General features: G+C 48.0%; 12 protein-coding genes. All 12 read left to right on the top strand.

Going from position 1 to position 15,057, the window contains the following annotated elements; translation table 11 throughout:
• Window positions 1-107: 107 nt before the first annotated feature.
• Complete coding sequence (locus AB4Z29_RS25145; RefSeq protein ID WP_441945726.1) at window positions 108-1,790, top strand: sugar ABC transporter substrate-binding protein; 1,683 nt, start codon at window positions 108-110, stop codon at window positions 1,788-1,790.
• Between the two features lie 27 nt (window positions 1,791-1,817).
• Entirely contained in the window at window positions 1,818-2,720 is a 903-nt protein-coding gene (locus tag AB4Z29_RS25140) for an ABC transporter permease (RefSeq protein WP_441945725.1), read from the top strand.
• A gap of 15 nt (window positions 2,721-2,735) precedes the next feature.
• Window positions 2,736-3,626, top strand: a complete 891-nt coding sequence (locus AB4Z29_RS25135) for a carbohydrate ABC transporter permease (RefSeq protein WP_441945724.1) — start codon at window positions 2,736-2,738, stop codon at window positions 3,624-3,626.
• Between the two features lie 3 nt (window positions 3,627-3,629).
• Complete coding sequence (locus AB4Z29_RS25130) at window positions 3,630-5,042, top strand: MGH1-like glycoside hydrolase domain-containing protein (protein WP_441945723.1); 1,413 nt, start codon at window positions 3,630-3,632, stop codon at window positions 5,040-5,042.
• A gap of 45 nt (window positions 5,043-5,087) precedes the next feature.
• Window positions 5,088-5,744, top strand: a complete 657-nt coding sequence (locus AB4Z29_RS25125) for an S-layer homology domain-containing protein (RefSeq protein ID WP_441945722.1) — start codon at window positions 5,088-5,090, stop codon at window positions 5,742-5,744.
• A 278-nt stretch (window positions 5,745-6,022) separates the two neighbouring features.
• Window positions 6,023-7,813: an extracellular solute-binding protein gene (locus tag AB4Z29_RS25120; RefSeq protein WP_441945721.1), complete on the top strand. Its 1,791-nt coding sequence runs from the start codon at window positions 6,023-6,025 to the stop codon at window positions 7,811-7,813.
• Window positions 7,814-7,914: 101 nt separating this feature from the next.
• Window positions 7,915-8,811: an ABC transporter permease gene (locus AB4Z29_RS25115; protein ID WP_441945720.1), complete on the top strand. Its 897-nt coding sequence runs from the start codon at window positions 7,915-7,917 to the stop codon at window positions 8,809-8,811.
• An 11-nt stretch (window positions 8,812-8,822) separates the two neighbouring features.
• The gene (locus AB4Z29_RS25110; RefSeq protein WP_441945719.1) at window positions 8,823-9,701 is read left to right on the top strand and encodes a carbohydrate ABC transporter permease; all 879 of its coding nucleotides are present in this window, start codon (window positions 8,823-8,825) and stop codon (window positions 9,699-9,701) included.
• Between the two features lie 37 nt (window positions 9,702-9,738).
• Window positions 9,739-11,547, top strand: coding sequence for a sensor histidine kinase (locus AB4Z29_RS25105; RefSeq protein WP_441945718.1), 1,809 nt, complete (start codon window positions 9,739-9,741; stop codon window positions 11,545-11,547).
• Complete coding sequence (locus AB4Z29_RS25100; protein WP_441945717.1) at window positions 11,504-13,120, top strand: response regulator transcription factor; 1,617 nt, start codon at window positions 11,504-11,506, stop codon at window positions 13,118-13,120. Before AB4Z29_RS25105 ends, AB4Z29_RS25100 begins: the two co-directional genes overlap by 44 nt.
• Window positions 13,121-13,394: 274 nt before the next feature.
• The gene (locus AB4Z29_RS25095) at window positions 13,395-13,517 is read left to right on the top strand and encodes a hypothetical protein (RefSeq protein ID WP_441945716.1); all 123 of its coding nucleotides are present in this window, start codon (window positions 13,395-13,397) and stop codon (window positions 13,515-13,517) included.
• A gap of 278 nt (window positions 13,518-13,795) precedes the next feature.
• Window positions 13,796-15,057, top strand: a 1,262-nt coding sequence (locus tag AB4Z29_RS25090; RefSeq protein WP_441945715.1) for an InlB B-repeat-containing protein, incomplete at its 3' end; no start/stop codon positions are given.

Below are 15,057 nucleotides of genomic sequence, written 5' to 3'. Positions count from 1 at the left end.
ATCGATAATGAAAACGACATGCACGCGACGAAAATGCCATTTTATTCGAATTCCCGGTTGACTACAATGAAGGGGCAAGCACATCTTTTACAAGGGGGATTCATCTTATGAAACGGCAAGCGGCTACACTGATGGCCATTCTGTTAAGCACCGTGTTGATTCTGTCAGCATGCAGCGGCAAGAACACAAACAACGGCGGCAACGCTCCGCAAGCGGGAGAAGGAACGCCAGGGAATACGGCTGCGGCTGGTTCGGTGAACGAGTTCGGCTGGGAGCTTCCGGCTAAAACAACGAAAATTCATTTCTATCAGGCTGATCAGGGCAATCCCGATAAAATAAATAAAAAACAAGCAGCCTTTCATACCTATCTGCTGGACAAGTTTAACGTCGATATCACGAGAAGCTCCTTGGACGTAGATCCGAAGGAAAAGCTGAATTTGATGCTCGTATCCGGCGATTACCCGGAGGTCATTGCAGCCATGGACGATTCCGCAATTTCGCAGTGGAAGGCTCAAGGCAAAATTTTGGATTTGGCTCCGCTAGTGGATCAATACGGTCCTAATATCAAAAAAGAGCTCGGCGCGCGTTACGAGTCCTACCTCGATGAAGACGGCAAGCTATGGGGCATTCCGCGTGGCTGGGGCTACCTGCCGATTCCGGATTTTACGGCCCATATCCGCTGGGATTGGTACCAGGAGCTAGGTGCTCCGGCTATCGAAACGCCTGAGGATTATTATAATGTGCTTAAACAGATGGTGGAGAAGCATCCGACTAACGCAAACGGTGAGAAAACGTACGCGCTGTCTTGGAATTCCGATGTGAACATCAACAATGCGCTCGGCTTCTGGGGACTGAAGGATGGCTACAAAGAGGATGCCGACCACAATTTGACCCACTGGCTGAATACGGAGGAAGGCAAGCAAGCGGTCCTTTATTACAACCGGTTTTTCCTTGACGGCATGATGGACCCGGATGCGTTCGTCAACAAGTTCGACGACTGGAGAATTAAATTTTCAAGCGAGAGAATTGCGGGGCATATCGGTCCTTGGTGGCAGTCATGGAATGCCGGACATGAAGTATGGCTCAAAACGGATGCTGATTATAAAGAGGACAAGCGTTACGTACAGATTGCTTTCAAAGCGCCAGGTGCAGAGAAGGCTTACCTGTCGCCGAAGGACACTCACGGCTGGAACTACACAGTATTGACGGATAAAGCGGAGTCGCCGGAAGAAATCATTAAGTTCCTTGATTTTATGATGACGCCAATGGGTACGCGCTTGCTTGGTTGGGGAATTCCCAATATCGAGGATTCCTACTGGAACTATGAAGAGGGCGGAAAATGGTCGTTTACTGAAACGACTAAGCAGGCGCTTCTTGACGGCAAGCTGGATTTCGAGAAAACGGAGGCCGCCAACGGCAGCAACTCGTTCTGGCTGGCTTACCCTCAGGGACTGCTCAGCGACGACCAGAAGAGCACGGCTTGGTATGACCAAAACTTCATTCAGGACGACAAATGGAAAAAGCTTATGCATGAAAATGTAGGCGATACGATCTACGACAGCACAGAGCGCCGCGTGAGCTTTATGAATGACAATCCACTTACGATTAAAAACCAGCAAATCGAAGAGCTGATCAAAACCGGCTTTGCGAAGGCGGTAATGTCCAAGTCTGAAGCGGAAGCGATCAAAAACTTCGACGAGCTGCGGGAGAAAGCAAGCAAGATCGGACTTGCAGATATCGAGAAGTACCGCACGGAACAATATAAAAAGAACCTCGCTTTGCTGAAATAAACCGGAGAGCTGGAGGGAAGCCGAATCATGAACTACCTTAGACGCTTTTCCAGAGAGAAACAAATTTGGCTGCTTAGCTTGCCGATTATCCTATGGGTGCTGCTCTTTGCTTATTTTCCCATGTACGGTTTAATCATAGCCTTTCAAAATTACATTCCCGGTCAGACGCTGTTTGGCAATTGGGTAGGCTTCGACAATTTTATCCGCTTCTTCCAAGAGCCTGATTTCTGGATGATTATGCGTAATACGATTGTTATTAGCTTATTGAACCTTTGTATCGGTTTCCCGGCGCCGATCATTCTTGCCCTGTTATTAAATGAGGTTAAGAACCGCGCGTTTAAGAAAACGATACAATCGTTGTCCTATATTCCTTATTTCATCTCTTGGGTTGTTGTAGCCAGCATTCTGTTTACGCTGCTTGGCAGCGACGGTATCATAAACGACCTGCTGCAGCGCTTTGGCTTCATTCAAGAGCCAATCCTGTTTCTTGGAGAAGGAAAATATTTTTGGGCCATTATCACCTCTGGCAACCTGTGGAAGGAAATCGGCTTTAGCTCCATCATCTATTTATCCGCAATAGCGGGAATCGACCGCGAGCAATATGAAGCGGGAAGAGTCGATGGGCTGGGACGCTTCGGGCTCGTATGGCATATTACCTTGCCAGGGATACGGGCGACGATCGTACTGCTGTTCATCCTGGCGCTCGGCGGCATTCTAAATGCAGGCTTCGAACAGCAATTGCTTCTGGGTAGCCCAACGACCCGAGATTATCATGAGGTTATTGATACGTATGTCTACCGTTTCGGCGTGCAGCTTGGCAATTACTCCTACGGTACGGCAGTCGGCTTAATGAAGAGCTTAATCGGGCTTACGCTGGTGGTGCTCGCGAACCGGCTGTCGAAACGATTGATGCAAACCTCGATATTCTAGAAAGGAGCCTATAGGATGAACACACGATCCAAACCGGTATCTGAACGCGTTTTTGATGTCTTGAATATTACGGTCTTGCTGTTATTTGGCGCAATGGTCGCTTATCCCTTTCTGAATTTACTGGCCCTTTCCCTTAACGATGGAGCAGATGCCGCGCGGGGCGGCATCTATATTTTCCCGAGAAAGTTTTCGCTGGATGCCTATGTCCTACTGTCGCAAAACCATAAGCTGCTGGAAGGCTTCGGCTGGTCGGTGCTGCGCGTAATAGTGGGAACTTCCACCGCTCTGTTCGTGACGGGACTGCTTGCTTATATCGTTAGCATCCGGCATTTCTCCGGGCGCAAGTTTATGCGTATCCTGTTCCTCGTCACGATGTATTTTAACGGAGGGCTTATTCCGGTTTACCTGCTGATGGTAAAGCTTGGGCTAACGGACTCCTTTAACGTTTACTGGATTCCTACGCTGATCAGCGCGTATTTCATGCTGCTTATGGCCTCATATATTTCGGAGCTGCCGGAAGCGCTGTTTGAATCCGCGAGACTGGATGGGGCAACGGAGATCACCATTTATATTAGACTTGTCATTCCGATGTCGCTCCCTGTGTTCGCCGCTGTGTTTATTTATGCCGCAGTAGGGCATTGGAATTCATGGTTCGATGTCGTTCTGTATAATTCCAGCGGACATTTCGATACCTTGCAGGTGTACTTGCGGCGTTTGCTTCTGGAGGTTGAAGCTTCCCAGCAAATTATGGACCAGCAATTAATCTACCAGAAGTTCAACAGCTTATCTCCGCTGACGCTGCGCGCGGCGACGACGATATTGGTAACGGTGCCGATTCTGCTCGTTTACCCGTTTCTGCAAAAATACTTTATTGGGGGCCTAACGATCGGCTCGGTGAAAGGATAAACGATGATGAAGATGGTCTCAAGCAATATAACGTTTCGTTCTGATGACGAGGCATTGAATCAAGGCTTTGAATGGGCAAAGGGGCAGGCACTGGCTTACGCTCATGACGGAAGCGATCCCGTTGGCCTTTGGTATGAAGGGGCTTTGCCCGGGAGAGAAGCGTTCTGCATGCGGGATATTTCTCATCAAAGCATGGGCGCTTCCGTGCTCGGCTTGCAAGCACATACCCGCAATATGATGCAGCGTTTTGCCGAGAATATAAGCAAGGGCAAAGATTACTGCACGTACTGGGAAATCACGGGCGATAACGAGCCAGCTCCGGTGGACTACGAGAATGACGGGGATTTCTGGTACAATCTCCCTGCCAACTTTGATGTGATTGAGGCATGCTATCGGCAATATTTATGGACGGGTGACCGCTCCTATCTGGAAGATCCGGTTCTGCAAAATTTCTATCGCTTGTCGGTGACGGAATACGTGAAGACATGGGATAAAGACGGCGACGGCATTCCGGAGTACTACCCTTCTTATGGGAGGCGCGGGCTTGCCAGCTACAACGAGGCCGGCGATTATCCCAAGATTGGAGCAGATTTAATCGCGGTTATGATTGCAGGCTACCAGGCCTATGCCGAAATGGAGAAAATACAAGGTCGCAGCGAGGGATATGCGGAGTACGCGGCCAAAGCGGGCCGGCTCAGGGAGCTGCTGGAGCAGCAGTGGTGGAATAAGGAAGGCGGCTGCTTCTTCGTTGCCCTGGGACATGACGGCAGCTTCCTCGCGGCAGAATCGGGCGAGGGTCAATTTCTGCCTCTCTATTACGAATCGATTGCGGACAAAGAGAAGCGGGAGGGCGCGCTGCGCGAGATGCATAAGCAAGGCGTCTCCAATGTGGAGGGCATGTCTTATTTGCCGGAGACGTATTATCGGTGCGGAGAAGACGGTGAGGGCTTGCGCAGCCTGAAGGCGTTGATGGACCCAGCGCTCGATCGCCGCGAATACCCTGAGGTGTCCTATTCTGCGGTCGGCGCGGTCGTTTCCGAGCTTATGGGCATTTCAGGGGATGGAGGCACAACGATAACTACGGTTTCGCGTTTGACGGAGGAGCTGGCTTGGGCGGAAATCTCGCAGGTTCCCGTGCTGGGAAGAACGGTTAGCGTGAAGCATACTGGCAAAACGGCAACCGTATTCACCAGCCTATCCGGCGAAGCGCTTGTATGGCGGGCGGAGTTCTATAAGGCGGCTGAAGCTCCAGGTGAGCTGTGTCACAATGGTGCAGTAATTGAAAGTGCAGACGCTTATGATAAGCTTGGCCGTCCGTATGTGTATGCGGATATTGTGGTCGCTCCTGGAGAGACTCATATCATCTCGATCGCATATGATCTGGATGGTCAACAGAAAACTGGGCAACATTTATGAGGTTAATCGTCTAGCATCTGCGGGTGTAAAATATGCCAGAGTAATATGAATACAATGGTAGAAGTTGACGTAACCGGCGAGTTTACGAAATTTGCGGTTCTTGTTGTAGACCAATCGACAGGACTTCCCGTGTCTGAGGGAACAACGCCTGCTGAACTTAGTGATATCGCAGGACACTGGGCTGAAGCAAGCATCAAGCAAGCAGTAAAAGATGGCATTGTGAATGGCTATGTGGACGGAACGTTCAAGCCAGGTAAAACGATAACCCGTGCAGAATTCACCGTGATGCTGATGAAAGCATTGAACGCTCAGGAAGCAGGAGCGGAGCTGACCTTCACAGATAAAGCGGACATTGGAACTTGGGCGCAGGCTGCGGTAGCACAAGCGGTGCAAGATGGCATTATTAGCGGTTATCAGGATGGGACCTTCCAGCCGAATGCAAATATTACGCGCGCAGAGATGGCAACGATGATTGGGAAGGCATTCGAGTTGTCGCTAGATCCTAATGCGGTCACTACTTTTGCAGATGATGGGGCAATTCCAGTCTGGGCAAAAAGTGCAGTAGCCGCTCTGGAAGAACGCGGCGTAGTGAAAGGTACAGGTGCGAACACATTCAATCCTCGTGCACAAACAACAAGAGCTGAAGCTGTTGTCATGCTTCTGAATATGTTGAATCTAGCAAACGAGAATAATAGTCAATAATAAGTAGCGAGTGTTTTGTGCTATTAGTGAGTAGTAATAATTAAACAAATGGGCCGCTAGAATCGATAAACGATTCTAGCGGCCTCTTTGTTTAATAACATCAATCTGAATGGCATTGCATAGAACCATGGGATGCGACGTCTCGGAAAAAAGCTTTGTCTCGAATGACAAGGAATGTACGTTTTTCGATATCACGTTAAAAATCGAATATATACGTCATTCTTCCAAATCCATATAATTTGAAGCGTACCACCAATGTTAAAGAAAAGGGGAATTTTATGAGTCGATATGTGAAGGTTGCAAGGTTATTAACGCTTTCGATTGCAATTGCACTGTTACCGACATTAGCCGCTTGCACAAACAGCAACAATCAGAACACGGCAAGCCCAGCAGCCTCAAACAACAGTCCGACCGCAACGGAGCCCGCTAAGGAAGAAGAGACAGCGGAGAAGTGGAATCAGAAGTTTGACCCTCCAGTTACAATTACGACGGCCATCGTAGACGATGGGACCTCCAGGGGCAATGCCTTCAAGCCTGGCGAATCAATGGAAGACAATGCGAATACCCGCTGGATGAAAGAAAACATGGGCATTGACGTGAAATTCGATTTCATCGTAACGAAACCGGAAGATTATGATACGAAGCTGCGTTTGCTGCTCTCCAGCGGCGGTAAGCTGCCGGATGCATTCGCCGCAGGGAATGACCCGCTGCAAAACTTACTCGCTGCAAAAAAACTGATGCCGCTCGACGAAGCTATCGAGAAATACGCGCATCCTGAGTATAAAAAGTTGTTGGAGAAGTATAGCTACGCACTTGGTGAAGTGAAGAAGGACGGCAAAATTTACGGTTTGCCAGCATTCTTCATGGGTGACGAAGGTACGGTCATGTGGATTCGCAAAGACTGGCTTGCGAATCTAGGGCTGGAGGCGCCTAAAACGCTTGATGATTTTGAGAACGTTCTCAAACAGTTTACAGAGGGCGATCCCGATAAAAATGGTAAAAACGACACGATAGGCTTGGCAGTGCCGCTGAAAGAAGGCCCATGGACTTGGATGGGGCAGACGGACGCGATCGTTGCCGCCCTCACTGATCAAATGATTAACACATACGATGTTCGCTTGTTCTGGAACAAGGGAGCTGACGGCAAGCTGAGCTATGGTGCGATCCATCCAGATGCCAAGCTGTATTTGCAAAAGATGAAGGATTGGATGAGCAATGGCTACATGGATAAGGAAGCTGGAATTAAGGACCCGGGTAAAGCGTCCGAATTGACAGCCAGCGGCAAGGCCGGAATCATGTTCGGCCCGTTCTGGATGGGCGACTGGCCGCTAGGTGATGCGACCAAAAACAATCCGGATGCGGACTTCCAGCCCTATCCGCTTCCATCCGGACCGGACGGCTTGGTGGGCCGTGCAGAGAAGCCGTTGACCCAAGGCTTTACGGTCTTCAATAAAGACTTTAAACATATCGACGCTTGGTTCGCGTACTTCAACAAAATATTCGCGAAAAAATTGGAAATGGAAGGAGATCCATTAGCCGATCCGCGTTGGAAAGACGGCTACCATGAAGGGTACGACTATGTGAAATTGGACGGCAAAGTGATTAAGGGCAGCTACGAAGAGGCTGGCGTACCCGCAGACCAATGGCCGCTGAAAGACGGCGGTACAATGGATATCAGGTTCATGATGACAAATATTCTTGGCAATTTTACAAGCATTCCGCACTCCAACATTGCGGCAGTCAAGAAGTATTTGGCCGATCCGAACGCAGAACCTTTAACAGCTATGGAGTTCGACACTAAGCAAATGAAGAAGAGACAGCTTGACGCAGCTGGCGTTCGGATTAACCAAACCGTCACTGAAGGCAAAAACTATTTTACCGGACCGATGACGCCAACGATGAAGTCTAAAGGCGAATTGCTCAAGAAGCTCGCTACGGAAAGCTATCTGAAAATCATTTACGGCGAAAAGCCGGTCGAGTACTTCGATGAATTCGTGAAGCAATGGCTGGATAACGGTGGTCAGAAGATCACGGACGAAGTCAACGAATGGTATGCGAAAAACCAATAATAACCGCTGACAACATGTGAAGAATGAAACATCGATGACGGAGGAGATGGCAGCCTTGGCTCGCTTCTCCTCTATTTTTCTGAAGATAGGAAGGATGCATAATGGCAGCGTATTGGCGAAAAACTTGGCCGTTTCATGTTCTATTATTGCCGGCCTTAATATTGGTCTTCTTGTTTCAATATGTTCCTTTGTTCGGAGCCGTAATTGCCTTCCAGGATTATGAGCCATGGCTTGGCATTAAAGGCTCGCCTTGGGTTGGCTTTGAGCATTTCCGGTACCTGTTCACGTACCCGGACGGCAAGCAGATCATATGGAATACATTAATTATTTCCGGATTCAAACTAATCGTGAATTTAATCGTCCCGATCGTTTTCGCTCTCTTGCTCAATGAAGTTCGCAAGACGTTTTTTAAAAGATTCGTACAGACGTTTGTTTATTTGCCGCACTTTTTATCGTGGGTTATCCTCGGGGGAATTCTCATCGATATCCTATCGACAGAGGGCGGAATCATTAATCGGCTTTTGAATTCATTCGGCATCCAGAGTGTCTTCTTTTTAGGCGACGGCACATGGTTCCGGTTTACGGTCATTCTGAGCGACGCGTGGAAAGAATTCGGATTTTCTGCGATTATTTTTCTCGCTACGCTGGTGGGCATCAACCCGGCTTTGTATGAAGCGGCTGAGATCGATGGAGCCACACGCTGGCAGCAAGTGAAATTGATCTCGATTCCGCTTATGATGCCGATCGTCATTGTCGTGGCGACCTTATCGCTCGGCAGAATTCTAGATGCTGGATTCGATCAGATTCTGAATATTTACAACCCGCTGGTCTATTCCCATGGAGATATCATTGATACGTTCGTCTATAGGGAGGGACTGAACAACGGGCAGTTCAGCTTCGGAACAGCGGTCGGACTATTCAAATCGGCGATTGGCTTCGTGCTGATCTTAATCAGCTATAGAATGGCTTTCAAATTAGCCAACTACCGTATTTTTTAAGGAGGACGACCATGCGCTATCGCTCTAGAGGGTACACCGTATTCACAATTTCCAATACGATCTTTCTTAGCCTGCTGTCGCTCATATGTATTCTGCCACTCCTTCACGTCTTTGCACTGTCATTCAGCTCGCGGGCCGCGGCAACAGCGAATATCGTCAATTTCTGGCCGATTGGCTTTACGACGGATGCGTATGTGAAGACGCTCAGCAACGTCATGTTCCTCCAGTCCTTGTGGACCGGAGTAGAGCGAACCGTGTTAGGCACCGTGCTCTCGATGGTCGTCATTACGATGGCAGCCTATAGTTTATCGAAATCCATTCACAAATTCCCGGGACGTCAAATTTACATCTGGGTGTTCGTCTTTACCATGCTGTTCTCAGGCGGACTGATTCCTTCATATGTGCTCATAAGCAAGCTGAAAATGATCGATACCATGTGGGCATTGGTGCTGCCTTCGGCGGTCAGTGTATGGAATATGATTCTGATGCTCAATTTCTTTCGGACGATTCCGCAGGAGCTGGAGGAAGCGGCCTATATCGATGGGGCTGGCCATCTGAGAGTGCTATGGAGCGTGTATTTGCCGGTGTCGATGCCGTCTATTGCGACGTTGTCTTTATTTACAATGGTCTTTCATTGGAATTCATGGTTCGACGGCATGATCTATATGTCCAATCCGGATGGCTATCCGCTAGCGACTTATTTGCACTCCATGATAGTTAGTGACAACCTGTCGAGGGTTGGTGTAACATTGGAAAGTGTAGCCAATTTTTCTAATCGAACCGTCAAATCGGCGCAAATTTTTATCGGGGCTTTGCCTATTTTGCTCGTTTATCCGTTTTTGCAGAAGTATTTCGTTAAAGGCATCGTTCTTGGCTCGGTGAAATCCTAGAGGGAATATAGCCTTATCTAAAATAAGATCGAATCGGGTGAGCCCTATTTATAAAATCAGACGCGGCACGGTCGGAAAAATGAATATTTTCACGAAAGTCATGATCGTGATCGTCCTGATGCTTATCCCTATCATCGTCATGTACAATTCTTCAAATAAGACCAGCACCGATGTTGTCGAACAAGAGCTGCTTCAGATGAATTTGAATCGAATCCAATTTTTCGTGGACCAAATGGACGTCGAAGCGGACCGATTGTGGAGATCGGCTTTTGTCATCGCGGCCGATCCGGATACGCTGCAAATGCAGCTTAAGACCTCCTCTGAACCTGATTATTCCAAGCTCGCTTCGATGAGGCTTCTGCAGCAAAAGATCGCTATGCAATCAAACTCCTTCGAATGGGTGAATGATTTCACCGTATATTCACCTCTTTCAGATATCGCCGTTTCTACGAATTTGAAGCAAATTTACGATGCGGAGTATTTCAAGGATGCCATACAGGAACGTTGGGATTATCGGGTCATCGTGTCGGACCGGGGACCGGAGAAAGCATTCGTAAGAGATTTGATCACGCCTTTCGAGTCCCTTTCCACACAGGCAGATCCGAATTTGTATGTCGAGGTCGCGTTCACGTCTAATAACCTTGTGAAAATGCTCGAAAGGTTTATGCAAGGTACGGTCGGTCATCCCTTTCTCTACCAGCCGGGCTTTGAACCGATTATCCCGCGGGATCTCGATCCTGAATTAGCTAATGCGATGGTCGAGCAATTCGACATCATTAGGGTACAGAACCCAACTGAAGGATCTAGCAAAATCACCTTTAAAGATGAACCGTATCTGGTGAATTACGTTATCTCAGACTCTATAGGCTGGTATATCGTAGATTTCCAGCCGATGAAGAAGGTGCTTGCCCCCATCGATCACAGCAAACGGATGTTTTATGCCGCAGGGCTGCTATTGCTGTTGCTGGGCATTGCCTCATCAGCGCTATTGTACCGCAATGTACAGAAACCGATTAACGATTTGATCCGGGCGGTGAAATCGCTCAGGCGAGGCGCGTATGATTATCGTATCAAGCTCGGCCCCTCCAACGAGTTCCATTATTTGATCGAGCAGTTTAACCTAATGTCCGAGGATATTCAGACGCTTATCGATAAAGTGTACGCAGAAGAGCTTCACGCCAAGGAATCCTCACTCAAGCATTTGCAAGCACAGATCAACCCGCATTTTTTGTATAACAACTTCGCCTATATTCAAAGCATGGCACAGCTGGAACGGACGAACGTGATTGTCGCTTTTACACAGCATCTGAGCCAATACTACCGCTATACGACCCGAACGGAGCAGCAATTAACTTCATTGGCAGATGAAATGGAGTTAATTCGCAATTACTTGGAAATCCATCGGATGCAGTCTGAACGGCTGCAATTTCATGAACATATTGAAGCTGGCATGATGTCAATTCTGATGCCGCGGCTGCTGCTTCAACCGCTTGTCGAGAATGCGATCGTGCATGGTATGGAGGGCAAGGCAGGGAAATTCGAAATCATGATATCCGGCAGCAGAACCGAGGATGGCTGGGAGCTCGCCGTAGAAGATAACGGGGTCGGAATGCAGCAAGAAGAGCTGGAATCATTAAGGCACTCCTTATCCCTGCAGGCAAGCTCGGACCGAAGCCTCGGCATGCGAAACGTTCATCAGCGTGTTAGACATTACTTCGGACAATCCTCGGGGCTTCAGGTTGAGCATTCATGCCTAGGCGGGCTCCGAGTGGCGTTGATGATTAAGGACGGAGGCGATTCCGATGTTGGAAGTTCTGATCGTAGACGATATCCCCTCTCAGGTTGATAGTTTTGCCGCTACAATTCCGAAGGAAGAACTGGGGATTGGCCGTATTCACAAAGCCTATTCCGGTAGGGAAGCTCTAACGCTATATCAGGAACAAAACATCCACATCGTTATTACGGATATACGGATGCCAGAAATGAACGGAATTGAGCTGATTCGTGAAATCCGCGAAATGGGGCGTAAAGTCAAAATTATCGTTATTTCAGGGTATGCGGATTTCGAATATGCGAAAAGTGTAGTTCCATATAATACCTCCGAGTATTTGATGAAACCGGTAAACCCGATCCAATTGCGGCAGACGCTGGCAAAGCTAGCCGAAGAAATCGCTTGTGAGCGGAAGCTGCAGCAACAGCAGCAGCGCGATGTATACGCCTTTCGTGAAAATTTGCCTGCGCTGCAAGGCGAGCTGTTGAATCGTCTATTGTACGGTAATTGTATCCCTAGTGCCGAACTCGAACGTAAGCTTTTCCTGTTAAACTTGCCATTCTCCTTGCAGCAGCAGGTAGGCTTGTTCATCGTAAGGCTGGAGGGAAAGCTGCAAGATTACGAGCGAGTGGATAAAGAGCTGATCGAATATGCGGTTACGAATATGGCTGAGGAAATGTTGCGAGACGCCTTTCATTTATGGTTTTGCCGAGACCATAATGAATACCTCGTCATGATTGTTTCGGCCAAAGATAGAACAGGCGCGAACGAGCAGGCCCTTCGGAATGGGATGGACACCCGGATGGTAACGTTAAAGAAAAAGGTGGAATCTCTCTTGAGCGGCAGCATTTCCATCGTGCTGGCAGAAAACTGGACGCACTTTCCTGAAGGCGTTCCCGGTCTGTATCGATCCGTAATCGATGGAATGAGGGTAATAGAAGAGAAGCGGCAAAGCGTCTTTCTGCGGATCGCTGACAATCACACTCAGGTTCAGATTGGTACGTTAACTTCGCTGTATCGACCGCCCCTTCTAATTCATTTGCTCGATACGGGAAACTGGGTACATGCTGAAGAAAAGCTGATCGAAATATTTATTGAACTAAATAGCAAGAACTATCCTCCCGAGCATGCGAACGAAGCTTATTTTGCCATTGCCAACGCTTACCAGTATATGGCGCACAAGAAAGGGAAGCTGCTTAGTGAGTTCGGCGAGTCTTCCTTCGGACTCATGCCGGCTGCTCCTTCGCTTAAGCAGTTAGAGAAGTGGGCATTCTTCATGCTCCGAAGCCTTAGGGAGCAATCGAAAGATTCATCAGAGAAGCAGACGGGTTTAGTTGACAAGGTCCACCATTTCATTGGGGTGAACACAGACGGCAACTTATCACTGCAGACGATCGCGGCGCATATCGGCCTTCATCCCGCTTACTTGTCGAGGGCATATCGGGCTGAAACGGGAAATAACCTGAGCGATTATATTATGCGATATCGGATGGAATTAGCCTCTTATTTGCTGCGCAGCACCGATAAAAAAATATACGAGATCGCCGAAGTGATCGGCTATCAGGCTGTTCCTCATTTTATAAAGCTGTTTAAGGCCTTTACGAACATGACTCCGCAAGAGTTTCGCGATCGCAGGGGCTTGTCGTGACATGGCTACTGGACTAGCAAACGTAATGGGTTGATGCCACCAAAGTTCATATGTTCCCTCGGACTGGCATTTGAATTGCCATTACCAGGTTAGACGTGTCATTCTGCCCGATGCGTCCGCCTACCCTATTTAGTTAATGACCTACCCGATTGGGTAGGTCATTTTTTGTTTTCCAAATATTATAATAAATATAGATTTGTTTTAAGGTAGGCAAGTACATGGAACCTTTGAAATATGTGAGTGTAAGCCCCAATTGTAATCGCATATTTGAAGATTGAAGGATCAGAAAGCAATAGACGGGCAAGGCGTGTTTTACCGCAAGGATGATACAAACCGTATTTCGTTCTTATGGGAGCAAGGGACGTTTAGAGGCGGAGTAGTCATGGATGTTATTTAAGTTCTTAGAAGATTTAAATGACAAGGAGGAGTAAGGTATCTTGCTGGGATGCAGAACATTGATAGTAAGTATGATTACGCCGTTTATACTAGGGGCGGCTAAAGCGGCTGCATGCAGCTGGAACATGGCGGCTGATGGCGGTGCTATAGTGCTGATTCATGTTTGATAACATATGACTATATGTCTTTTTAATCAAAGACAGTCACTTTTTAAAGATTGAACAAAGAAATCAAGCAAGTACATATTATAAAAAAATGTAGATTAGGAGGTAGAGATTGATGACTAAACGGCGTTATGTTTCTTTGTTAATTGCGTTACTTATTTTATTGGAAATGATTCACCCTGCTTCTACTTTTGCTGCATGGAGCAAGCCAGACCCTCAATTGAGTACAATAATGAACGGTGTTACCCGTGGACCCGACAGGTTTGTCGCTGTGGGAAGTAGTGGGTCACTTTATTATTCTTTAGACAATAGTGGAGGTCAGTTCTTAGGTAGTGTTGTGTCTGGTACTTCAGCAAGTCTCAACGATATTACCTATGCTGGAGGCAAGTATGTGATGGTGGGAGGGGCCGGGACGATCCTAACCTGGGTACCTGGACAAGCGCCTGAAATTTCCACCTCAAATACTAGCAATATTTTATCAAGCATCGCTCACGGGGGTGGCAAGTATGTAGCCACTGGGCAATTTGGAACAGTAGCGACCTCCTCTGATGCAGTATCTTGGACTAGTCAAATTCTTTCTGGTGCTGGTGGATCTTATATGTATGGCGTTACTTATGGTGATAAGTTTGTTACGGTGGGGCAGCATGGTGAGATATGGTCTTCACTTGACGGAGTAAGCTGGACAAAGCGAATATCGAATACAAGCAATTATTTGCAGGCTGTAACTTATGGCAACGGGCAATATGTGGCAGTAGGAACCACCGGAACGGTTGTGACATCACCCGATGGAGTGACTTGGACAGTGCAAACATCGGGCATAACACAATCATTAGGTAGCATTACTTATGGCAATGGCCGATATGTAGCTGTAGGATATGGGGGAACAATTGTGACCTCCAGCGATGGAGTTAGCTGGAAGCGAAGTGCATCGGGTGTCCCTGACTTTCTTCTTGATATTCAATATGGCAACAACACGTTTATAGTGGTAGGGGACAACGTGAATCTGGTATATGAAAACTCGACAGTAACTTACCATGGTAATGGCAGTACAGGAGGAACTGGACTTATAGATAGCAGCACATATGGGATAGGCGCATCAGCAACGGTGTTGGGACAGGGAAGCTTGGTGAAAACGGGCTACACGTTTGCGGGTTGGAACACCGCTGTGAATGGCAGCGGAACGAACTATGCGCCAGGCTCAACGCTGACTTTGGATATGGCGAGTGTGACGCTGTATGCGAAATGGACGCCCAACCCAACGTACACCGTTACGTATAACGGCAACAGCAGCACCGGAGGGGCCGTTCCTACTGACAGCGGAATGTACGAAACGGGCGAAGCGGTAAACGTACTAGGTAAGGGAAGCTTGGCAAAAAC

The sequence above is a fragment of the Paenibacillus sp. 2TAB23 genome, assembly GCF_052115165.1.
In the GTDB taxonomy this organism is placed as follows: Bacteria; Bacillota; Bacilli; order Paenibacillales; family Paenibacillaceae; genus Pristimantibacillus.
Note: the sequence above shows the minus strand (reverse complement) of the source record. Positions and strands in the feature narration are given on the sequence as shown.

Coding starts and splice junctions, on each gene's coding strand:
- AB4Z29_RS25145 (WP_441945726.1), top strand. CDS start 108: ATGAAACGGCAAGCGGCTACACTGATGGCCATTCTGTTAAGCACCGTG.
- AB4Z29_RS25140 (WP_441945725.1), top strand. CDS start 1,818: ATGAACTACCTTAGACGCTTTTCCAGAGAGAAACAAATTTGGCTGCTT.
- AB4Z29_RS25135 (WP_441945724.1), top strand. CDS start 2,736: ATGAACACACGATCCAAACCGGTATCTGAACGCGTTTTTGATGTCTTG.
- AB4Z29_RS25130 (WP_441945723.1), top strand. CDS start 3,630: ATGATGAAGATGGTCTCAAGCAATATAACGTTTCGTTCTGATGACGAG.
- AB4Z29_RS25125 (WP_441945722.1), top strand. CDS start 5,088: ATGAATACAATGGTAGAAGTTGACGTAACCGGCGAGTTTACGAAATTT.
- AB4Z29_RS25120 (WP_441945721.1), top strand. CDS start 6,023: ATGAGTCGATATGTGAAGGTTGCAAGGTTATTAACGCTTTCGATTGCA.
- AB4Z29_RS25115 (WP_441945720.1), top strand. CDS start 7,915: ATGGCAGCGTATTGGCGAAAAACTTGGCCGTTTCATGTTCTATTATTG.
- AB4Z29_RS25110 (WP_441945719.1), top strand. CDS start 8,823: ATGCGCTATCGCTCTAGAGGGTACACCGTATTCACAATTTCCAATACG.
- AB4Z29_RS25100 (WP_441945717.1), top strand. CDS start 11,504: ATGTTGGAAGTTCTGATCGTAGACGATATCCCCTCTCAGGTTGATAGT.